The sequence below is a fragment of the Streptomyces sp. CS113 genome, assembly GCF_002188365.1.
Taxonomy (GTDB): domain Bacteria; phylum Actinomycetota; class Actinomycetes; order Streptomycetales; family Streptomycetaceae; genus Streptomyces; species Streptomyces tendae.
The window spans coordinates 4210731-4230285 of record NZ_KZ195574.1 but is presented as its reverse complement, the minus strand read 5'-3'; the positions used below and the strand labels follow the sequence as shown (position 1 = coordinate 4230285).

General features: G+C 72.8%; 18 protein-coding genes and 1 pseudogene. 15 read left to right on the top strand and 4 right to left on the bottom strand.

What is annotated here, in order from left to right; all coding sequences use genetic code 11:
• Nucleotides 1-169 precede the first annotated feature (169 nt).
• A complete protein-coding gene (locus tag B9W62_RS18675; RefSeq protein WP_087808239.1) occupies nucleotides 170-1033 on the bottom strand; it encodes an oxidoreductase in 864 nt (287 codons plus the stop codon).
• Between the two features lie 129 nt (nucleotides 1034-1162).
• Here B9W62_RS18675 and B9W62_RS18670 point away from each other — a divergent pair, with 129 nt between their 5' ends.
• Together B9W62_RS18670 and B9W62_RS18665 are read left to right on the top strand one after the other, a co-directional pair.
• On the top strand, nucleotides 1163-1816 hold the full coding sequence (locus tag B9W62_RS18670) for a helix-turn-helix domain-containing protein (protein ID WP_087808237.1): 654 nt from the start codon (nucleotides 1163-1165) through the stop codon (nucleotides 1814-1816).
• A gap of 129 nt (nucleotides 1817-1945) precedes the next feature.
• Nucleotides 1946-2677 (top strand): hypothetical protein, encoded by a 732-nt coding sequence (locus tag B9W62_RS18665; RefSeq protein ID WP_087808236.1) that lies wholly within the window; start codon nucleotides 1946-1948, stop codon nucleotides 2675-2677.
• 121 nt (nucleotides 2678-2798) lie between these two features.
• Here the strand turns inward: B9W62_RS18665 and B9W62_RS18660 are convergent, their stop codons facing one another.
• Nucleotides 2799-3383, bottom strand: a complete 585-nt coding sequence (locus B9W62_RS18660; RefSeq protein WP_087808234.1) for a TerD family protein — start codon at nucleotides 3381-3383, stop codon at nucleotides 2799-2801.
• 132 nt (nucleotides 3384-3515) lie between these two features.
• Here B9W62_RS18660 and B9W62_RS18655 point away from each other — a divergent pair, with 132 nt between their 5' ends.
• The 13 genes and pseudogenes from B9W62_RS18655 to B9W62_RS18595 all read left to right on the top strand — a co-directional run bounded on the left by B9W62_RS18655 (nucleotide 3516) and on the right by B9W62_RS18595 (nucleotide 16868).
• A complete protein-coding gene (locus tag B9W62_RS18655) occupies nucleotides 3516-4136 on the top strand; it encodes a VOC family protein (protein WP_087808232.1) in 621 nt (206 codons plus the stop codon).
• Between the two features lie 78 nt (nucleotides 4137-4214).
• Entirely contained in the window at nucleotides 4215-5504 is a 1290-nt protein-coding gene (locus B9W62_RS18650) for a phosphatase PAP2 family protein (protein WP_087808231.1), read from the top strand.
• 175 nt (nucleotides 5505-5679) lie between these two features.
• On the top strand, nucleotides 5680-6198 hold the full coding sequence (locus tag B9W62_RS18645; protein ID WP_087808230.1) for a hypothetical protein: 519 nt from the start codon (nucleotides 5680-5682) through the stop codon (nucleotides 6196-6198).
• Nucleotides 6199-6357: 159 nt separating this feature from the next.
• Nucleotides 6358-7200: a DUF4097 family beta strand repeat-containing protein gene (locus tag B9W62_RS18640; protein WP_087808229.1), complete on the top strand. Its 843-nt coding sequence runs from the start codon at nucleotides 6358-6360 to the stop codon at nucleotides 7198-7200.
• A gap of 134 nt (nucleotides 7201-7334) precedes the next feature.
• Entirely contained in the window at nucleotides 7335-8330 is a 996-nt protein-coding gene (locus tag B9W62_RS18635; RefSeq protein WP_087808227.1) for an ATP-binding cassette domain-containing protein, read from the top strand.
• Nucleotides 8327-9118: an ABC transporter permease gene (locus tag B9W62_RS18630; RefSeq protein ID WP_087808225.1), complete on the top strand. Its 792-nt coding sequence runs from the start codon at nucleotides 8327-8329 to the stop codon at nucleotides 9116-9118. The genes B9W62_RS18635 and B9W62_RS18630 overlap by 4 nt, the downstream gene beginning before the upstream one ends.
• 235 nt (nucleotides 9119-9353) lie before the next feature.
• Nucleotides 9354-9791 (top strand): annotated as a pseudogene (locus B9W62_RS18625) (hypothetical protein); the annotation flags it as partial.
• Between the two features lie 225 nt (nucleotides 9792-10016).
• The gene (gene kdpF / locus B9W62_RS18620) at nucleotides 10017-10106 is read left to right on the top strand and encodes a K(+)-transporting ATPase subunit F (RefSeq protein ID WP_037922167.1); all 90 of its coding nucleotides are present in this window, start codon (nucleotides 10017-10019) and stop codon (nucleotides 10104-10106) included.
• A gap of 7 nt (nucleotides 10107-10113) precedes the next feature.
• Complete coding sequence (gene kdpA / locus B9W62_RS18615; protein ID WP_087808224.1) at nucleotides 10114-11775, top strand: potassium-transporting ATPase subunit KdpA; 1662 nt, start codon at nucleotides 10114-10116, stop codon at nucleotides 11773-11775.
• Nucleotides 11772-13907: a potassium-transporting ATPase subunit KdpB gene (kdpB, locus tag B9W62_RS18610; RefSeq protein WP_087808222.1), complete on the top strand. Its 2136-nt coding sequence runs from the start codon at nucleotides 11772-11774 to the stop codon at nucleotides 13905-13907. The genes kdpA and kdpB overlap by 4 nt, the downstream gene beginning before the upstream one ends.
• Nucleotides 13908-13912: 5 nt before the next feature.
• On the top strand, nucleotides 13913-14590 hold the full coding sequence (locus B9W62_RS18605) for a potassium-transporting ATPase subunit C (RefSeq protein WP_087808221.1): 678 nt from the start codon (nucleotides 13913-13915) through the stop codon (nucleotides 14588-14590).
• 21 nt (nucleotides 14591-14611) lie between these two features.
• Nucleotides 14612-15556, top strand: a complete 945-nt coding sequence (gene sigJ / locus B9W62_RS18600) for an RNA polymerase sigma factor SigJ (protein WP_087808220.1) — start codon at nucleotides 14612-14614, stop codon at nucleotides 15554-15556.
• A gap of 115 nt (nucleotides 15557-15671) precedes the next feature.
• Nucleotides 15672-16868, top strand: coding sequence for an NAD(P)/FAD-dependent oxidoreductase (locus B9W62_RS18595; RefSeq protein ID WP_087808219.1), 1197 nt, complete (start codon nucleotides 15672-15674; stop codon nucleotides 16866-16868).
• Between the two features lie 16 nt (nucleotides 16869-16884).
• On the opposite strand, the gene B9W62_RS18590 is transcribed toward B9W62_RS18595, so the two are convergent.
• Together B9W62_RS18590 and B9W62_RS18585 are read right to left on the bottom strand one after the other, a co-directional pair.
• On the bottom strand, nucleotides 16885-17661 hold the full coding sequence (locus B9W62_RS18590; protein ID WP_087808218.1) for a polysaccharide deacetylase family protein: 777 nt from the start codon (nucleotides 17659-17661) through the stop codon (nucleotides 16885-16887).
• Nucleotides 17662-17913: 252 nt separating this feature from the next.
• Nucleotides 17914-19539, bottom strand: a complete 1626-nt coding sequence (locus B9W62_RS18585; RefSeq protein ID WP_087808217.1) for a PH domain-containing protein — start codon at nucleotides 19537-19539, stop codon at nucleotides 17914-17916.
• Nucleotides 19540-19555 lie beyond the last annotated feature (16 nt).

The following is a 19555-nucleotide window of genomic DNA, read 5'->3' as shown; positions in this document are numbered from 1 at the left end:
TAGCACGCCGTGATCGGCCGGGTGCCGGACATAATCTTGGCCCGATCGGCCGCCCGGGGAATATTCCCGGGACGGCGACGGATTTTCTCCCGCCGTCGGAGCAGATATCGCCCCGAACAGGCCGCGGACACCCCCGTACCGAGACAAAGGACACGTTCGTACGGGTGGTTCAGCGCAGGCCGAGGCCGGCGAGATCCTCGTCGGTGAGGGTGATCGAAGCGGCGGCCGTGTTCTCCTCCAGGTGGGACAGGGAACCCGTGCCGGGGATGGCCAGGGTGACGGGCGAGGACGCGAGCAGCCAGGCCAGGGCTATCTGCGGGACCGTGGCGCCGTGCCGGTCCGCGACCTCGGCGATACGGTCCCCGCCGACCTCGCTCAGGCCGCCGCCCAGCGGGAAGTACGGCACGTAGGCGATGCCGGCCTCCTCGCAGCGGGCCAGTACCTCCGTGTCGTCGCGCTTGCCGGTGTGGAAGTGGTTCTGGACGGCCGCCACGGGCGCGATCCCCCGCGCCTCGGCGAGGTGCCCGGCGTCCACGTGGCTGAGGCCCAGGTGCCGGATCAGACCCTCCTCGCGCAGCGCGGCCAGCGCCTCGAAGCGGGCGGCGACGGACTCGCCGTGCGGCGGCGGTTCGATGCCGCCGATGCGCAGGTAGACCAGGTCGAGGCGGTCGACGCCCAGGCCCGCCAGGTTCTCCTCGACCAGCGCGCGCAGGGCGCCCGGCTCGGTGGTCGCCTCCAGACCGCCGTCCGGGGTGCGCAGCGGCCCGACCTTGGTGGCGATCACCAGGTCGTCCGGGTAGGGGTGCAGGGCTTCGCGGATCAGGTCGTTGGCGCGGACGGACCCGTCGTCGTTGGTGTAGAAGGCCGCGGTGTCGATGTGGTTCACGCCGAGCTCCACGGCGCGGCGCAGTACGGCGCGACCGGTCTCCGGGTCGCGGGCCGGGCCGTGGAAGCTGTTGGTGGGCAGCCGCATGGCGCCGAAACCGAGCCGTCCGATCGTGAGGTCGCCACCGAGGCGGAAGTCGTTGCTCATGCCGCCACCCTGCGAGGCGCCACCCCCACCGCACGACCCCGTGGCAGCTTGCTGCCAACCCCCACTGCCCCGGCGCAGTGATCGCCGCCGCCCCGGTCACCACCGAGGCGGGCGCGTCACAATGGCCGTATGGCAGAGAGCATGACGGTGCACGGTGACGTGGAGCTGCTGGCCCGGGCCGGGCACCTCTTCTCCTCCGTCCGGGAGGAGTTCGTCTGCGCCGCCCGCGACCTCGACACCTGGCCCCGGCCCGCCGCCCGGCAGGTCGCCCGGAGCCGGGTGCGGGACAGCGGTGCCACGCGGGTGCGCAAGCTGCTCAGTCCGGCCGCGCTGGCCGACGAGGGCGGCCGGGCCCACCTGAACGAGCTGGCCGCCCGGGGCGCCCGGGTGCGGATCGCCGCCAGCGGCCTCCCGCACGAGACGATCATCATCGACCGGCGCTGGGCGATCCTCGCCGGAGCGGACGCGCCCGGGGGCCGCGCGTACACCGTGACCGCCGCGCCCACCCTGGTCGGCGGCGTGCACGCCCTGTTCGAGGCGGCCTGGGAGGCGGCCACCGACCTCGCGTCCTTCCTGCGGGGCGACCAGCCGCAGCTCGACGCCGGGAGCCGGACGGTGCTGCGCGCACTGGGTTCGGGCGCCACCGACGCGGCCGCCGCGCGGGAACTGGGCATGTCGCTGCGCACCTACCGGCGCCGGGTCGCCGAACTGCTCGACGCCCTCGACGCCGGGTCGCGGTTCCAGGCGGGGGTGCGCGCGGGCGAACTCGGCCTGAGCGGCTGACGGGCCGAGCGGCTGAGCGGCCGAGCGGCCGAGCGGCTGAGCGGCTGCACGGCCGCGGGAACGGTTCGGTGCCCCGCTGCGTCGTCCCCTTCCAGGGCGCGGCGGCCGTGTCCCGGGGAGGGCGGCACAGTGGCTGCGGACGGGTTCGCCCGGTGGACACGGCGGTTCGAGGACGAGCGCGAGCGCAGACGTGCGCAGGGCGACCCGGAGTGGGAACGGGGCGCCGTGCTGCACCGCGCGGTGTGGGCGGGCATCCAGCGTTTCCAGGTCGGCGAGGACGGTGACGGAGCGAACCTCGTCGCCAAGGCCGAGGCGGCGGGCGACGCCGACTACGCGCGGGCGGTGCGGCTCTTCGTCGCCGAGGAGCAGAACCACGCCCGGCTCCTCGCCCGGCTGCTGGCCGCGGGCGGCAGGCCGACGCTGAGCGGCCACTGGAGCGACACCGCGTTCGTGCGGCTGCGGCGGCTGCTGGGCCTGCGCACCGAACTGCTGGTGCTGATGGTCGCCGAGGTGGTGGCGCTGCGCTACTACCGCGTCCTGCGGGACGGTACGGACGACGCGCTGACCAGGGAGGTGGCGGGCCGGATCCTGGCCGACGAGCGGCGCCACGTCCCCTTCCACTGCGCGCGGCTGCACGACTCGCTGGCCGGGCTGCCCGCCGTCACGCGCCGCCCCGTGCTGGCCCTGTGGCGGCTGCTCCTCCTCGCGGCCACCCTGGTCGTCGTCGCCGACCACGGCGCGGGGCTGCGCCGCCTCGGCGTCGGACGGCGCCGTTTCGCGGCCGACGTCATGGCCTCGTCCGCCGAGGTGGTCGAGGCGGTACTGACCCCGCGGCCGGACGCGTGGACGGGCGGCGCCTGAGGCCGGCACCGGCGGCGGGGGCGTACGTCCGCCGCGGGGCCGTACGCCCGCCGCGCGGCCCGTACGCCCGTCGCGCGGCCGTAGGTCCGCCGCGGGGCCGTACGCCCGCCGCGGGGCCGTCCTACTTGCTGACGGCGAAGCGCATCAGCGCGTGCTCGTCGCCCTGCTTGATCTTGCCCGTCTCGTTGACGACCTCCAGCTTCCAGGCGCCCCCGACCCGCACCGCCTTGGCCACCGCGCAGCCGTTGTCCTGGCTGAGCAGGCTGGGCCAGATGTCGGCGACCTGCTCCGAGCTGCCGCCGGTCGCGTCGTAGACCTTGAAGCTGATGTTGCGCGCCTTCTGGAAGGAGCTGCCCTTCTTGTACGCGGCGGCCACGAACACGATCGACGTGATGGCACTCGGGAGCCGCGCGAACTCGACGGTCACCGTCTCGTCGTCACCGTCCCCGTGACCGGTCTGGTTGTCGCCGCTGTGGAGCAGCGAACCGTTGCCCATCGGGTCGAGCGAGTCCAGTCCGGCGAGGCGCACCGGGTCACCGCCCTGCATCGCGACGGCGATCAGGTCGAGGTCGGTGCCGGTCTTGCGCCGCAGCTTGCCGAGCACTCCGCCGCTGCTGCCGGCGGTGGGGTCCCAGGAGACGCCGATGGACAGGTGGGTCACCCCGTCGAGGTCCGCGGGGCCGCCTTCCTTGGTGAGCGTGATCATGCGTGGGTCATCCTCCGTGGTCGTGCCTGTGCTGGAGAGTCTGCCTGGCACAGGAACGTTTCGGCAGAGCGGGGGGCAGCCGGTCAGTTTTCGAGAAGCACCGCGGGCCCGCCCGCTCCTACCGTCTAGGACATGAACTCCATCGACTCCGTCACCCTCGAGGTGGCCGACACCGAGGCCGCCGCCCGCTTCTACTCCGACGCCTTCGGGCTCGACGGGTCGCGGGTGCGGGTCCGCGCCTCCGACGCCCCGACGAGCGGTTTCCGCGGCTTCACCCTGTCGCTCGTGGTGGCCCAGCCCGGCAACGTCGACGCGCTGTTCACCGCGGCCGTCGAGGCCGGCGCCACCGTCCTCAAGCCCGCCGCGAAGTCGCTGTGGGGCTATGGCGGGGTCGTCCAGGCACCGGACGGCACGGTCTGGCAGATCGCGACGTCGGCGAAGAAGGACACCGCCCCGGTCACCCGCGACGTCGACGAGATCGTGCTCCTCCTGGGCGTCGAGGACGTCAAGGCCACCAAGCGGTTCTACGTCGAGCAGGGCCTCACCGTGGGCAAGAGCTTCGGCGGGAAGTACGTCGAGTTCGCCACCGGCCCGGACACCGTCAAGCTCTCCCTCTACAAGCGCCGGGCCCTCGCCAAGGTCGCGGGCGTGCCCGCCGAGGGCACCGGCTCGCACCGGCTCGTCGTCTCCGGCGGCACCCGCCCCTTCGCCGACCCCGACGGCTTCGCCTGGCAGCCGGAGCTCAGCCACTGATGGGCTAGTTTCCTGTGCATGTCTTCACGGGAAACACCGCGAATACCCAGGGGCGGGACGCGGGCGAGACTCTGGGCCGTGGCGGGTGCGGCGACCCTCGCGTTCCTCGTCGCGCTGGAGATCGCCGCGCGCCGCTACGGCGTGCCGGGGCCGATGACCAACCAGGCCAAGGAGCTGGTGTTCGCTCCCGCTTCGGGGCCCCTGCTCTACGCCGGCCTGGCGCTGACGATGGTGGTCCTGACCTGGCGTCAGCGGTTCGCGGCGGCGGCCGTCGCGGTCGGCATCGACCTCGCCGTCGTACTGGTGCGGTGGGCGGCGGACGCCACCGCGTCCGGCAGCCACACCTTCGGCAACGGCGCGCTGTGGGCGGTCCTGGGCTGCGGGGCCGTCGCCCTGACGCGGCGCACCGGCCCCGAGCGGATCCTCCTGCTCAAGGGCGTCGGGCTGGGCCTGCTGCTGGTGGCGGGCCGCAAGACGGGCGACGCCTGGCTGCTGATCACCTCCAAGACCCGCCCCGACGTCCTCGACCCGTACGTGGCGACCGCCGACCACGCGCTGGGCAACCCCTCGTGGCTGATGGGACGGGCCGTCGAGGCCACCGGCCCGGTCGGTGAGCACCTGCTGGACTGGGTCTACGCCCAGCTCGCGGTGGCCGCCGCCGTCGTCGCCCTCTACCAGCTGCGCAAGGTGGGCGCCGAGCGCCGGTTCCCGCGCCACCACCTGGTCCGCACCTTCCTGTTGATAGGCCTGCTCGGGCCGGGCATCTACATGATCTTCCCGGTCGTCGGACCGGTCTTCGCCTACGGCACCGGCGCCTTCGGCACCGGCGGCGAGGAGTGGGCGATCGCCAACCTGTGGCCGCACACGCCACCGCCGATCGCCGCGCCCCACCCGTTCACGTACGACGGGATCACCCCGCGCAACTGCATGCCCAGCCTGCACACGGCATGGGCCACCGTGATCTTCATCCACTCCCGGCAGGGTCCGCGCGTCCTGCGCTGGGCGGGAACGTTCTGGCTGGTCGCCACGCTCACCGCGACGCTGGGATTCGGCTACCACTACGCCATCGACCTCGTCGCCGGCGTGGTGTTCGCGGTCACGGTCGAGGCGGGGCTGCGGGCCCTGGACCGCGGCTGGGACCGGTCGGGGACTCTGCTGGTCGCCCACGGGGCGGTGGTGTTCGCCGCGATCCTGGGGGCGACGCGCTACCTGCCGCTGGAGATGGCCCGGCACCCGTGGGTCTTCGGACCGCTCCTGCTGCTGGCGATGGCCTCGGTGATCCACGGCTACGTCCGGACCACGAAGGGCTGGGAACCCGCGATCCCCGCGACGTCACCGCGCCCGGAACCGCGACTCGAGGCCGTCTGACGCACGACCTGGGCCGACATGGCACCTGTGCCTCCGTGGCGCCACTTATGGCACCACGGAGGCACAGATTTTTTCTGCCACGTTTCCGCAGGTCAGAGGCTTGCGCTAAGCCGTCTCGGGATCGTGGCGCCGCTGCGGCTTGCACATGGCGCCATCGTGGTGCCATCATGGCGTCATGGACCTCACCCCGTATGTCGACACACTTCGCCGTGAACTCGCGGTGGCCGCCGAAGCCGGGGGCGACGAAGCCCGCGAGCTGGCCGAGCGGCTCATCGCTCCGCTGGAGTCGGCGACCCGGCTGACCATGCTCAACGTGCTCTCCGCCGCGATGGACGAGATCACCCGCGAACTGGCCCCCGGTTCGGTCGACGTACGGCTGCGCGGGCTCGAGCCCGACTTCGTGGTGACGCCGCCGCCCACCGACGGCGGTGGTGCCGCGGAGCAGGCCGCGCCCGTCGAGACGCTCAGGGCCCCGGCGCCCGCCGACGGCGACGAGGGTGGTACCGCCCGCGTCAACCTGCGCCTGCCGGCCCACCTCAAGACGCGGGCCGAGGAGGCCGCGAGCCGCGAGGGGCTGTCGGTCAACGCCTGGCTGGTGCGGGCCGTCTCGGCCGCCGTCGACGGCGGCGGCACCCCGTCCGCGCCGGAGCGGGCGCGCAACGTCGGACAGAGCTTCACCGGCTGGGTGCGCTAGCCACCCGCACCAGCACCCACATCCACATTCACATCCACCCTCGCGCCCGCACCCGGGCCACGGAGAACCGCGCACCGCAACGCACCGCCAAGCACCGCACCGCACAACGCTCACACCACGTCCCACCAGCGGGGACGGACTCATGAGGACGGTACAGCCATGCCTTCTTTCGACACTCCCCGACCGATCGCGGTGACCGCCCACGTGGGCGCCGGCTCCATCCGGTTCACCGCGAGCGACCGGAGCGACACGGTCGTCGAGGTGCGCCCCGGCGACCCCGGGCGGGACAAGGACGTACGGGCCGCCGAGCAGACCGAGGTCTCCTTCGCGAGCGGCGTCCTGACGATCAGCACGAAGGAGCGCCGTTTCATCGGCCCCACCGGCACGGTCGAGGTGACGGTGGAACTGCCCGCCGGGTCGCGCGTGGACACGGTCGGCTCCTGGACCCAGGTCCTCGGCGAGGGCCGGCTGGGCGAGGTCCGGGTGAAGACCCCGGGCGGCGACGTGCGCCTGGACACGACCGGACCGCTCGAGCTCAACGCCTCCCACGGCTCGGTCACGGTGGACCGGGTCGAGGGCTCGGCCGAGATCACCACCAGCTCCGGCAGCGTGCGCGTCGGCACCGTCCAGGGCCCCGCCGTCCTGAAGAACTCGCACGGCTCCACCACCGTGGGCGCCGCCCTGGGCGACCTGACGGTGAAGAACGCCAACGGTGACATCAACGTCGCCCGCGCCGAGGCCTCCCTCACCGCCACCACCGCCCACGGCACCCTGCGGGTGGACGAGGTGGTCCGCGGCGAGATCCGGCTGGAGACCTCCTACGGCGCCATCGAGGTCGGCGTCCGCGAGGGTACGGCCGCCTGGCTCGACGTCCAGTCCGGCGGCGGGCTGGTGCGCAACACCCTCACCGCGTCCGGCGGCCCCGCCCAGACCGAGGAGACCGTCAAGGTCCACGCCCGCACCCGGTACGGCAACATCGACGTCCGCCGCGCCAAGGCCTGAGCGCCCGCCCGACCCGTCCCGCCGGACACCCCGCGTCCGCCCCCCCCGCGTCAGTCCCCCAAGCCGTCCCCCCGATCCGTCCCCCCCCAATCCGTCATCCCCTCGAACGGGAGGGCTCCATGCCTTCGTCTGTCATGCCCACGACCATCTCGGGAGCCGGTCCGCAGGCGCCCGCCGCCGTCTCCGCCGTGCATCTGCGCAAGTCGTACGGGGACAAGACCGTCCTCGACGGCATCGACCTGCGCATCCCGGCCGGATCCGTGTTCGCGCTGCTCGGTCCGAACGGCGCCGGCAAGACCACCACCGTGCAGATCCTCTCCACCCTCATCTCCGCCGACGGCGGTCAGGCCCAGGTGGCGGGCCACGACCTCGCCACCGCCCCGCAGGAGGTCCGCCGCGCCATCGGCGTCACCGGACAGTTCTCGGCGGTGGACGGTCTGATCACCGGCGAGGAGAACATGCTCCTCATGGCGGACCTGCATCTGCTCCCCCGGCGCGAGGGGAAGCGGATCGCCGCCGAACTGCTGGAGCGCTTCGGCCTCACCGAGGCCGCGAAGAAGCCCGCCTCCACCTACTCCGGCGGCATGAAGCGCCGCCTCGACATCGCCATGACCCTCGTCAGCGGTCCCCGGGTCATCTTCCTCGACGAGCCCACCACCGGTCTCGACCCGCGGTCCCGCCACAACATGTGGCAGATCATCCGCGAGCTCGTCACCGGCGGCGTCACCGTCTTCCTCACCACCCAGTACCTGGAGGAGGCCGACGAACTCGCCGACCGCATCGCCGTGCTCCACGGCGGCAGGATCGTGGCCGAAGGCACCGCCGAGGAACTGAAGCGGCTCGTCCCCGGCGGACACGTCCGGCTCCGCTTCACCGACCCGGACGCCTATCGCGACGCCGCCACCGCCCTCTCCGGCAGCACCGGGGACGACGACTCCCTCACCCTCCAGATCCCCAGCGACGGCAGCCAGCGCGACCTGCGCTCCGTCCTCGACCGCCTGGACGGCGCGGGCATCGAGGCGGACGAGCTGACTGTGCACACCCCCGACCTCGACGACGTCTTCTTCGCCCTGACCGGCGGCGCCGGCGTCCCCGCCCAGTCCGACGCGACCAAGGAGACGGTCCGATGAGCAGCCTCACCCTCGCCGTGCGCAACTCCTCCACCATGCTGCGCCGCAACCTCCTGCACGCCCGCCGCTACCCCTCCCTCACCCTCAACCTCCTGCTCACGCCGATCATGCTGCTGCTCCTCTTCGTCTACATCTTCGGAGACACGATGAGCGCCGGGATCAGCGGCGGCGGCGCCGACCGGTCCGCCTACATCGCGTTCGTCGTGCCGGGCCTGGTGCTGATGACCATCGGCAGCACCACGGTCGGCACCGCGGTCTCCGTCTCCAACGACATGACCGAGGGCATCGTCGCCCGCTTCCGCACCATGCCCATCCACCGCGGCTCGGTGATCACCGGGCACGTCATCGGCAGCGTGCTTCAGTCGGTGATCAGCGTGGTCCTCGTCGGTGCCGTCGCCGTGGCCATCGGCTTCCGCTCCACCGATGCCGGCGTCCTGGAGTGGCTCGCGGCCTTCGGGCTGGTCGCCCTGTTCGCCACCGCGCTCACCTGGATCGCCGTCGGCATGGGCCTGATCAGCCCGAACGTCGAGGCCGCCAGCAACAACGCGCTGCCGCTGATCTTCCTCCCGCTCATCTCCAGCACCTTCGTGCCCATCGACGCCATGCCGGGCTGGTTCCAGCCGATCGCCGAGTACCAGCCCTTCACCCCCGCCATCGAGACCCTGCGCGGCCTGCTGCTCGGCTCCGAGATCGGCCACAACGGCTGGCTCGCCCTCGGCTGGTGCGTGGCCCTCTGCGCGCTCGGCTACTTCTGGTCCAAGTCCGTCTTCAACCGCGACGCGAAGTAGGGCGGCCACCGCCGCGGGCGGCACCCGCGACCCGCTTCTCCCAGGGCGGCGCAGCCGACGACCTCGTCGGGTGCGCCGCCCTCGCTGTCGCCCCTCGGTGTCGGTCCTCGGAGTCGCCCCTCGGTGTCGTCCGGTCGGCGGTGCCGCGAATGGTGCCAATAAATGGCTCCACATGGTGCCACTCATGTGTCATAATGATGCCATCAACGGTGCGACGGAGGGGGACGGTCCGACCATGGACGCAGTGCGCAGTGACCGGCAGGCGACACCCGGCGCCCTCGCGGCCTTCGCCCGCTTCGTGCTCTGCGGGGGCGGCGTGGGCCTCGCCGCCGGCTTCGCCGTGGCCGGACTCGCCTCCTGGATGCCCTGGGCCCTGGCCAACGCCCTGGTCACCGCCGCCTCCACCCTCCTGGGCACCGAGCTGCACGCCCGCTTCACCTTCGGCACCGGCGGGCGGACGACCTGGCGCCAGCACGCCCAGTCCGCCGGATCGGCGGGGGCCGCGTACGCGGTGACGTGTGCGGCGATGCTCGCCCTGCACCAGGTGGTGGCGACGCCGGGTGCGGTGCTCGAACAGGCCGTCTACCTGTCCGCCTCCGCGCTCGCCGGCATCGCTCGCTTCGTGGTCCTGCGCCTCGTCGTCTTCGCGCGGGGCGGGCGGCGTGCCGTCGCGGGAGACGCGGGGCGCCCCCTCGTCAGAGACGTGTCAAAGGCGCTCACGCCGCCGTATGGAAGCCGTCAACAGTGGCCGAATCCGGTCGGAATGGGGCTCTCATCTCCCTGTCAGCTTCTTTTCCGAACCTCACTAGGAGCCAGCGATGGCCGACGTGGCCTTCGTCGTCACCACGATCGCGGTGTTCGCGTTCGTGGCCCTTGTCGCCAAGGGGGTGACGAAGCTGTGACCGCGGAGAACATCGTCGGCCTGATCGTGGCCGTCGCCCTGCTCGGTTACCTCGTCCTCGCCCTGATCCACCCGGAGAGGTTCTGAGCACCGCATGAGCCCCGTCCTCGCCGGCGTGCTCCAGTTGCTCGCGCTCATGGCCGCGCTGGCGCTCGCCCACGTCCCCCTCGGCACCTACCTGGCCAGGGTCTACTCCTCGCCCAAGCACCTGCGGATCGAGAAGTGGATCTACAAGGGCATCGGCGCGGACCCGGACACGGAGATGCGCTGGCCCGCGTACCTGCGCGGCGTCCTCGCCTTCTCCGTCGCCGGGGTCCTGTTCCTCTACCTGCTCCAGCGGCTCCAGGGCGTGCTGCCCGGCTCGCTCGGCTTCGCCGCCATCGACCCGGACCAGGCGTTCAACACCGCCGCGTCTTTCGTGGCCAACACCAACTGGCAGTCGTACTACGGCGAGCAGGCCATGGGCCACGTCGTGCAGACCGCCGGTCTGGCCGTGCAGAACTTCGTCTCGGCCGCCGTCGGCATCGCCGTGGCCGTCGCCCTCGTCCGCGGTTTCGCCCGGTCGCGCACCGGCGAACTGGGCAACTTCTGGGCCGACCTGGTCCGCGGGGTCGTCCGCGTCCTGGTGCCCATCGCCGTGGTCGGCGCGGTGATCCTGGTGGCCTGCGGGGTCATCCAGAACTTCTCCGGCATCCACGAGGTGGGCCAGTTCACGGGCGGCTCGCAGCAGTGGAACGGGGGCGCGGTCGCCTCGCAGGAGGTGATCAAGGAGCTGGGCACCAACGGCGGCGGCTACTTCAACGCCAACTCCGCCCACCCCTTCGAGAACCCGACGCCGTTCACCAACCTGTTCGAGATCTTCCTGATCCTGCTCATCCCGGTCGCCCTGACCCGCACCTTCGGCCTCATGACCGGCTCGGTGCGCCAGGGCTACGCGATCCTCGCCACGATGGCCACCATCTGGGTCGGCTTCGTCGCCCTGATGATGTGGACCGAGTTCGCCCACCACGGCCCGGCGCTACAGGCGGCCGGGGGCGCGATGGAGGGCAAGGAGGTCCGCTTCGGCATCGGCGGCTCGTCGATCTTCGCGGTGTCGACCACCCTGACCTCCACCGGCGCCGTGGACTCCTTCCACTCCTCCTACACCGGCCTGGGCGGCGGCATCACCATGCTCGGCATGATGCTGGGCGAGATCGCGCCCGGCGGCGTCGGATCCGGGCTCTACGGCATGCTGGTCATGGCGGTCATCGCGGTGTTCATCGCGGGCCTGATGGTCGGCCGCACCCCCGAGTACCTGGGCAAGAAGATCGGCACCCGCGAGATCAAGTTCGCCGCCTGCTACATCCTGATCACCCCGGCCCTGGTCCTGGTGTTCACGGCCGCGGCGATGGCCCTGCCCACGCCGGGCGACTCGATGACCAACAGCGGGGCGCACGGCTTCTCCGAGAATCTGTACGCCTACACCTCGGCCGCGAACAACAACGGCTCCGCCTTCGCGGGGCTGAACGCCGACACCCAGTGGTTCAACACCACCCTCGGCCTCGCCATGCTGCTCGGCCGGTTCCTGCCGATGGTGTTCGTCCTGGCCCTCGCGGGCTCGCTGGCCGGGCAGCAGCCGGTGCCGGCCACCCAGGGCACCTTGCGCACCGAGAAGCCGCTGTTCAGCGGGTTGCTGGTGGGCGCCGTCCTGATCATCACCGGGCTGACCTACTTCCCGGCCCTCGCCCTGGGCCCGCTCGCCGAGGGGCTGGCATGACCACTCACACGCGGAAACAAGAGGACGCCATGTCCACCGTCACCACCCCGGACCGGGCGCCGCACGACGACGCACCCACCGGGCACCAGCCCGATCAGGGCCGCGTCGGCGCGGGCCTCTTCGATCCGAAGCAGCTGGTCACGTCGCTGCCCGACGCGTTCCGCAAGCTGGACCCGCGGGTGATGGTGAAGTCGCCCGTCATGTTCGTCGTCCTCGTCGGGTCCGTCCTGACCACGGCCTTCTCCCTCGCGGACCCCGGTGACTGGTTCGGCTGGACGATCAGCGCCTGGCTCTGGCTGACCGTGCTCTTCGCCAACCTGGCGGAGGCGGTCGCCGAGGGCCGTGGCAAGGCCCAGGCCGACACCCTGCGCAAGGCGAAGACCGACACCGTCGCCCGACGGCTGGTCGACGGGCGCGAGGAGCGGGTGCCCGGCACCGGGCTGGTCGTCGGCGACCTGGTGGTCTGCGAGGCCGGCGACATCGTCCCCGGCGACGGCGACGTCGTCGAGGGCGTCGCCTCGGTCGACGAGTCGGCGATCACCGGCGAGTCGGCGCCCGTCATCCGGGAGTCCGGCGGCGACCGGTCCGCGGTCACCGGCGGGACGAAGGTGCTCTCCGACCGCGTCGTCGTCCGGATCACCACGAAGCCGGGCGAGACCTTCATCGACCGGATGATCAACCTGGTCGAGGGGGCGGCCCGGCAGAAGACGCCGAACGAGATCGCGTTGAACATCCTGCTGGCCTCGCTGACCGTCGTCTTCCTGCTGGCCTGCGCCACCCTCCCGCCGTTCGCCGACTACGCGGGCACCGAGCTGACGATGGTCGTGCTGGTGGCCCTGCTGGTCTGCCTCATCCCGACCACGATCGGCGCGCTGCTCTCCGCGATCGGCATCGCGGGCATGGACCGCCTGGTGCAGCGCAACGTACTGGCGATGTCGGGCCGCGCGGTCGAGGCCGCGGGTGACGTCTCCACGCTGCTCCTCGACAAGACCGGCACCATCACCCTCGGCAACCGGCAGGCCGCCGAGTTCGTGCCCGTGCGCGGGGTGACGGAGGCCGAGCTCGCCGACGCCGCCCAGCTCTCCTCGCTCGCCGACGAGACCCCCGAGGGCCGCTCCGTCGTCGTCCTCGCGAAGGAGGAGTACGGGCTGCGCGAGCGGCGGCAGGGCGAGCTGTCCGGCGCCGAGTGGATCGAGTTCACCGCCCAGACCCGCATGTCGGGCGTGGACGTGGACGGCCGCAGGGTGCGCAAGGGCGCGGCCGGTTCGGTCGCCGCCTGGGTCCGGGAGCGGGGCGGCACGGTCGCCGACGACGCGGACACCACCACCGCCCGCATCTCCGAGGCGGGCGGTACGCCGCTGCTGGTGGCCGTCGAGGACGACCGCGGCGCGCGCGTCCTCGGGGTGATCCACCTCAAGGACGTCGTCAAGGACGGCATGCGGGAGCGGTTCGAGGAACTGCGCCGCATGGGCATCAAGACGGTCATGATCACGGGCGACAACCCGCTGACCGCCAAGGCGATCGCGGACGAGGCCGGCGTCGACGACTTCCTCGCCGAGGCCACGCCCGAGGACAAGATGGCGCTGATCAAGCGGGAGCAGGCCGGCGGCAAGCTCGTCGCGATGACCGGCGACGGCACCAACGACGCCCCCGCGCTGGCCCAGGCGGACGTGGGCGTGGCCATGAACACCGGCACGTCGGCCGCCAAGGAGGCCGGCAACATGGTCGACCTCGACTCCAACCCGACCAAGCTCATCGAGATCGTCGAGATCGGCAAGCAGCTGCTGATCACCCGGGGGGCGCTCACGACGTTCTCCATCGCCAACGACGTCGCCAAGTACTTCGCGATCATCCCGGCGCTCTTCGCGGCCGTCTACCCGGGCCTGGACAAGCTCAACGTCATGGGCCTGTCCTCCCCGTCCTCCGCGATCCTGTCCGCGGTGGTCTTCAACGCGCTGATCATCGTCGTACTCGTCCCGCTCGCGCTGAAGGGCGTGCGCTACCGGCCCATGAGCGCCGACCGGATGCTGCGCCGCAACCTCGCCGTCTACGGACTGGGCGGCCTGGCCGCCCCGTTCGCCGGCATCAAGCTCATCGACCTGATCGTCTCGCTCATCCCCGGAATCGGTTGACCGCCATGAACACCTCCGTAAGCAACGCCGCCCGCCTCCTCGCGGCGGGACTGCGCGCCCTCCTCGTCCTGACCGTGGTCACCGGCATCGTCTACCCGCTCGCCGTCACCGGCGTCGCCCAGGGGCTGTTCCCCGGGAAGGCGAACGGCTCGGAGATCGAGGCGGACGGCCGGGTCGTCGGCTCCTCCCTGATCGGCCAGGCGTACAACCTGCCGCTCGGAAAGGGCCAGGAGACCCCCGAGCCGGACCTGAAGTGGTTCCAGGGCCGCCCCCAGAACGGCCTCGGCAGCAACAGCGTCAACACCCAGTACAAGCTGATCCTGTCCGGCGCCACCAACCGCTCCGCCGACAACCCGGAACTCCTCCAGTGGGTGCGGGACGCCAAGGCCGCCGTGGTCAAGGACAACTCCGTGCCCGGCCACCCCGTGCGGCCCGAGGACGTGCCCGCGGACGCCGTCACCTCCTCCGGCTCCGGCCTGGACCCGGACATCTCCCCGCAGTACGCCGGCCTCCAGGTGCACCGGGTCGCCGAGAAGAACGGCCTGCCCGCCGACCGGGTGCAGCAGCTCGTCGACGAGCACACCACCGCCCGCACCCTCGGCTTCATCGGCGAACCGCGGGTGAACGTCCTGGAACTGAACATCGCGCTCGAGGACCTGGTGGCCCCCGCGGCCGGGCACTGAGGCGCGGTTACAATCCGGGCCATGGCTCTCACGGTGAGCGACGTGGAACGGTTCGAGGCCTCCAGGCACCGTCTGGAGGCCATCGCCTACCGCCTCCTCGGCTCCGCGAGCGAGGCGGAGGACGCCGTGCAGGAGACGTTCCTGCGCTGGCAGGCGGCCGACGTCGGGCGCGTCCAGGTCCCCGAGGCCTGGCTCACCAAGGTCCTCACCAACCTCTGCCTCAACCAGCTCACCTCGGCCCGCGCCCGGCGGGAGACCTACGTCGGCCAGTGGCTGCCCGAGCCGCTGCTGGCCGGCGACCCGATGCTCGGCCCCGCCGAGACGGCCGAGCAGCGCGAGTCGGTCTCCCTCGCGGTCCTCGCCCTGCTGGAGCGGCTGTCACCGGCCGAGCGGGCGGTGTACGTCCTGCGTGAGGCGTTCGCGTACCCGCACCGGGAGATCGCCGCGATCCTCGACATCACGGAGGACGCCAGCCAGCAGATCCTGCACCGGGCCAGGAAGCACGTCGCGCGGGGCAGGGCGCGTACGGAGGTCGACGGGGCCGAGGCCCGCCGGATCATCGACGAGTTCCTCGCGGCGGCCACCAGCGGCCGGACCGAACCGCTGGTCCGGCTGCTCACCCAGGACGCCGTGTCGATCGGCGACGGCGGCGGGAAGGTCCCGGCCCGCGCCAAGGCGTTCGAGGGCGCCCGCGCCGTGGCCACGTTCATGCGGGGCCTGTTCAAGCCCGGCAAGGCCAAGCGCGAGCTGGCCGGCGGCCCCGCCGAGATCTACGCCGTCACCGCCAACGGCGACCCCGCCGTCGTGGCCGTCGTGCACGGCCGGGTCATCGGGATCATGTGCCTGGAGGTCACGCCCGAGGGGCTCGCGGGCTTCCGCAACCAGGTCAACCCCGACAAGCTCGAACGCGCCACCCGCCGGTGGGCGGCCACCGACCACGGGGAACCCCTGTTCCAGGTCTTCTGACCGTGCTGTGACGCAGGTCACCTCCTGCTCCTGTCAGGAATCCGCGGGCCGCCCGGTTCAAGGGGCGAGTCCCGCTGGAGAGAGCCGTCAACGGCCGAAGACAAGGGAGCACGTCATGCAGCACACCCCGCGGCACCGCATCGTCGTCCTGGGCGCCGGATACGCCGGAGCCGTCGCCGCCGGCCGCATCGCCAGGCGCCTGCGGAGCGAGGACGCGGCCGTCACCCTCGTCAACGCCGAGCCCCACTTCGTCGAACGGGTGCGGATGCACCAGCTCGCGGTCGGCCAGGACCTCCGGGCCCGGCCGCTCGACGAGATGTTCGCGCGCACCGGCGTCGACGTGCGGATCGCCAAGGTCACCGGCGTGGACGCCGACCGGAAGACCGTCTCCGTCACCGACGCGGACGGCGCCGGCGAGCTGGCGTACGACACCCTCGTCTACGCCCTCGGCAGCGCCTGGAACCCCCGGGACGTCCCCGGCGCCGCCGAGCACGCGCACGAGATCGCCGGCCGGCCGGGTGCGCTGCGGCTGCGCGAACGCCTGGCGGGTCTCGAGGCCGGCCGGTCCGTGGTCGTGGTCGGCGGCGGGCTCACCGGCCTGGAGGCCGCGTCCGAGATCGCCGAGGCCCGCCCGGACCTGGAGGTGTCGCTCATGGCGAGCGGCGGACTCGGCGACTGGCTCTCCCCCAAGGGCCGCCGTCACCTGCGGAAGGTGTTCGCGGACCTCGGCGTCACGGCGTACGAGGACGCCGCCGTCACGTCCGTGGCCGCGGACCACGTCGTCACCGCCGACGGCACGGCCGTACCGGCCGACGTCACGGTGTGGACCGCCGGTTTCGCCGTCCACCCGCTGGCGGGAGCCACCACGCTGGAGGTCACGGACACGGGCCGGATCGTGGTCGACGCGACCATGCGCTCGGTGTCCCACCCGGACGTGTACGCCGTCGGCGACGCGGCACTGGCCGCGGGCCCCGGCGGCAAGCCGCTGCGGATGTCCTGCGCCTCGGGCGTCCCCACCGCCTGGCAGGCCGCCGACGCCATCGCGGCCCGGCTGACCGGCCGGAAGCTGCCGAACGTGACGCCGCGCTACTTCAACCAGTGCATCTCGCTGGGCCGCGGCCAGGGCCTGATCCAGTACGTCACCGCCGACGACCGGGCCGTGCGCGGGGCGCTGACCGGACGGCTCGCCGCCCGCTACAAGGAACTCGTCTGCAAGTCCGCGGCCTGGGGCGTCGCCAACCCGACCCTGGGCATGCCGACCCGGCGCCGTCCGGTCGTGGCCCGTACGCCGGAGCCGGCCCCGTCGGTCTGAGCGGCGGCGGTCGCGCTCAGCGCACCGGGAACCCGAAGGTGCGGCCCTGCTCCTTCAGCCAGGGCAGGACCTGCCGCAGGGCCTCGACGGTCTCGGTGCGGTCGCCGCCGGCGTCGTGGAAGAGGATGGTCGGGCCGTTGGACAGCTCCCGCTGGACGGTGTCGACGATGGCGTCCGTGCCGGGCCGCTCGAAGTCCTTGGTGTCCACGTTCCAGCCCAGCGGACGCATCCCGTGCGAGGCGGCGAGCTTGCGGCTGTAGGGGGTGAACGCGCCGCCGGGGGCCCGGTAGTACATCGGCCGGACGCCCCCGGACGCCTTGATGATCATGCGCTCGGCGTCCAGGATCTCCTTGGACTGGTAGGCCTCGGACTTCTTGTCCATGCCGGTGTCGTGCGACACCGAGTGGTCGCACAGCCGGTGCCCGGCGGCGACGACGTCCTTCACGAGGTCCGGGTGCGCCTGCGCCTGAAGGCCCGTCATGCAGAAGGTGGCCTTCACCCCGTACTCGTCCAGCAGGGCCAGCACCTGGGGCGTCCACGCCGGGTCGGGACCGTCGTCGATGGTGATGTTCACGCCGCGCGGCCCGGCGTCCGAGGCGTGCGCGATGCTGATGTCGACGGGCTTGGCGTCGCCGCCCGGCGCGGCCGACGCGGAGGGCGCGGCCGTCGCGCCGCCGCCGGAGGGGTCGGCCTGCGCGGTCCACACCGAGGCGCCGACGGCGAGCATCGTCACACCGAGCGCCGCCCCGACGACCTTGCCGTACCAGCCTCGTCCACCACCGTGCCGCGCCATGTCCGCCGCCCCGCCTTCGCGTAGTTACTCGCCGCCGGTCCGCGATCACGTCGGGGACCACATGACAGGACGGGGGAAATCCGCCGCGGGATCCCTCCGTTACCGATCACGGACAATCCCGGGGGAGTTCGCGGACAACTCGACGGGCCGGGAGTGAAACGTGCGACGGCAGGTGCCGGGCGGCACGCCCACCGTGCGGTTGACGTGCCGGCGCAGGGCCGTGGCGGTACCCCTGCCGGCGGCGGGCGAGCGTCAGGCCTCGGAGGGCGCGGCGTCCGCCGACGTGCTCACGCCGCCCAGGACGCGGACGATGCGGGCCAGGTCGGCCGGGGCCGCCGCGAGCCGCACCGCCTCGCCCGCGTCGTCGAGTTCGGCGACGTGCCAGCCGCGGGGGACCCCGTCCCCGTCGCCGCCCCGCGGACGCCGTACGCCCGTGACGGTGAGCCGGTGCACCGGAATCGGCCGCGCCGCGAACCGCCCGGGGCCGGGGTGCGGGACGACCGCGGGCGGGCCGCCGCCGAAAACGACGTGGGTGCCGAAGTGGTTCGGGTTGTAGTCGGTGCTCTCCAGGAAGCGGGCGGCCAGGAACACGTCCTCGCCGCTGCCGCTGTCGCTGCCGCTGTCGCCGTCGTCGCCGTGCCCGTGCCCGTGCTCGCTCGCGGTGCCGGACTCGCCGGGTGCCGCCACGGGCGCCGGGACGGGCGCGGGCGTACGGATCCGGGTCGCACGCCAGGCCGCGGCGAGGAGGCCGAGCGTGCCGAGCGTCCCCGCGGCCGCCCAGGTGAGGGCACCGGGAGAGGCCGGCAGCCCCAGGGGGTGGAGATAGCAGAGCGGCAGCAGCCACAGCGCCGTCACGACCAGGACACCCGCGAACGGCAACGCCGACGGCAGGACCTCGTCGTCGGGCAGCCGCCGCCCGCGCCGGCGCAGCAGCACCCGGGCACCGGGGTACCCGGCGGCGAGTGCGAGCCCGGCCGCCAGGACGGCCACCGAACCGGCGCTGGTGAAGTGCTCCCGCCACACGTGGTGTTCCCCGGCGACCACCCTCACCTGCCCTCGCCACAGGGTGAGTTCGACGCGGTCACCGGCCCGGAAACCCCGGGCACCCTCCCGTGAGACGGTCACCCGGTCCACGGGCCGGCCGTCGGCGAAGTACAGACGGCTGGGCCCCTTCCCGCCGTTCACCTCGGTCCGTGCGATCACGGCCGGCAGGGTGGTCAGGCACGCCTCGCGGTCCGCGGGCGGCGCCCCGGCCGCGCACGGGGCGGCCGAGTCCCACGCGTCCTTCGTCGCCCCCGTGACCGGTACCAGCCACGCGGCGAGCCCCGCGCCCGCGAGCAGCAGCACGCACAGGAGCAGCGGCGCGGCGGCGCCGCGGCCCGCGGTGCGCCGGGAGATGACGGCGAGGTGGTCCGACTCCGGGGTTCCGTGACGGCGGTGCAGGGCCCGCAGTTCGTCCAGTCTCGCGTCGAAGTCCGGCCGGTCGTCCCGGGACACCGACAGCGGCAGGGGCAGTCGCCGGGTCCGCCCGTCGCGCAGCAGCACCCCGACACGGAAGTACTCCTCCCCGTGCCGCCCGTACTGGATGTGGACGCGCAGGTCGGCGATGTCCGCCCAGGGCAGGCTCCGGCGGCGGCGCACCAGCGAGCCGTACCGCACGCCGTACGCGTCGGCGCCGACCTCCAGGGTGACCGCGTGGAGGAACACGACGCCCACGAGAGCGGCCAGCAGCCCGCCGCCCACCCACCAGTCCAGGAACTCGCCCGAGTACACGACCCGCCCCGCGGCCAGGACGGCCCCGGCCGCGCCCAGCGCGACGAAGGCCCACAGGGGCCGTGTGCGGAGGGGGCGGATACTCGTTTCCCGGCCGACGGTCATGGCCGCATGGTGCCAC

What these genes read in the sequence shown, in the direction of transcription:
- B9W62_RS18675 (WP_087808239.1), bottom strand. Translation starts at nt 1,033, where the DNA reads ATGAGCAACGACTTCCGCCTCGGTGGCGACCTCACGATCGGACGGCTC.
- B9W62_RS18670 (WP_087808237.1), top strand. Translation starts at nt 1,163, where the DNA reads ATGGCAGAGAGCATGACGGTGCACGGTGACGTGGAGCTGCTGGCCCGG.
- B9W62_RS18660 (WP_087808234.1), bottom strand. Translation starts at nt 3,383, where the DNA reads ATGATCACGCTCACCAAGGAAGGCGGCCCCGCGGACCTCGACGGGGTG.
- B9W62_RS18655 (WP_087808232.1), top strand. Translation starts at nt 3,516, where the DNA reads ATGAACTCCATCGACTCCGTCACCCTCGAGGTGGCCGACACCGAGGCC.
- B9W62_RS18645 (WP_087808230.1), top strand. Translation starts at nt 5,680, where the DNA reads ATGGACCTCACCCCGTATGTCGACACACTTCGCCGTGAACTCGCGGTG.
- B9W62_RS18640 (WP_087808229.1), top strand. Translation starts at nt 6,358, where the DNA reads ATGCCTTCTTTCGACACTCCCCGACCGATCGCGGTGACCGCCCACGTG.
- B9W62_RS18635 (WP_087808227.1), top strand. Translation starts at nt 7,335, where the DNA reads ATGCCCACGACCATCTCGGGAGCCGGTCCGCAGGCGCCCGCCGCCGTC.
- B9W62_RS18630 (WP_087808225.1), top strand. Translation starts at nt 8,327, where the DNA reads ATGAGCAGCCTCACCCTCGCCGTGCGCAACTCCTCCACCATGCTGCGC.
- kdpA (WP_087808224.1), top strand. Translation starts at nt 10,114, where the DNA reads ATGAGCCCCGTCCTCGCCGGCGTGCTCCAGTTGCTCGCGCTCATGGCC.
- kdpB (WP_087808222.1), top strand. Translation starts at nt 11,772, where the DNA reads ATGACCACTCACACGCGGAAACAAGAGGACGCCATGTCCACCGTCACC.
- B9W62_RS18605 (WP_087808221.1), top strand. Translation starts at nt 13,913, where the DNA reads ATGAACACCTCCGTAAGCAACGCCGCCCGCCTCCTCGCGGCGGGACTG.
- sigJ (WP_087808220.1), top strand. Translation starts at nt 14,612, where the DNA reads ATGGCTCTCACGGTGAGCGACGTGGAACGGTTCGAGGCCTCCAGGCAC.
- B9W62_RS18595 (WP_087808219.1), top strand. Translation starts at nt 15,672, where the DNA reads ATGCAGCACACCCCGCGGCACCGCATCGTCGTCCTGGGCGCCGGATAC.
- B9W62_RS18590 (WP_087808218.1), bottom strand. Translation starts at nt 17,661, where the DNA reads ATGGCGCGGCACGGTGGTGGACGAGGCTGGTACGGCAAGGTCGTCGGG.
- B9W62_RS18585 (WP_087808217.1), bottom strand. Translation starts at nt 19,539, where the DNA reads ATGACCGTCGGCCGGGAAACGAGTATCCGCCCCCTCCGCACACGGCCC.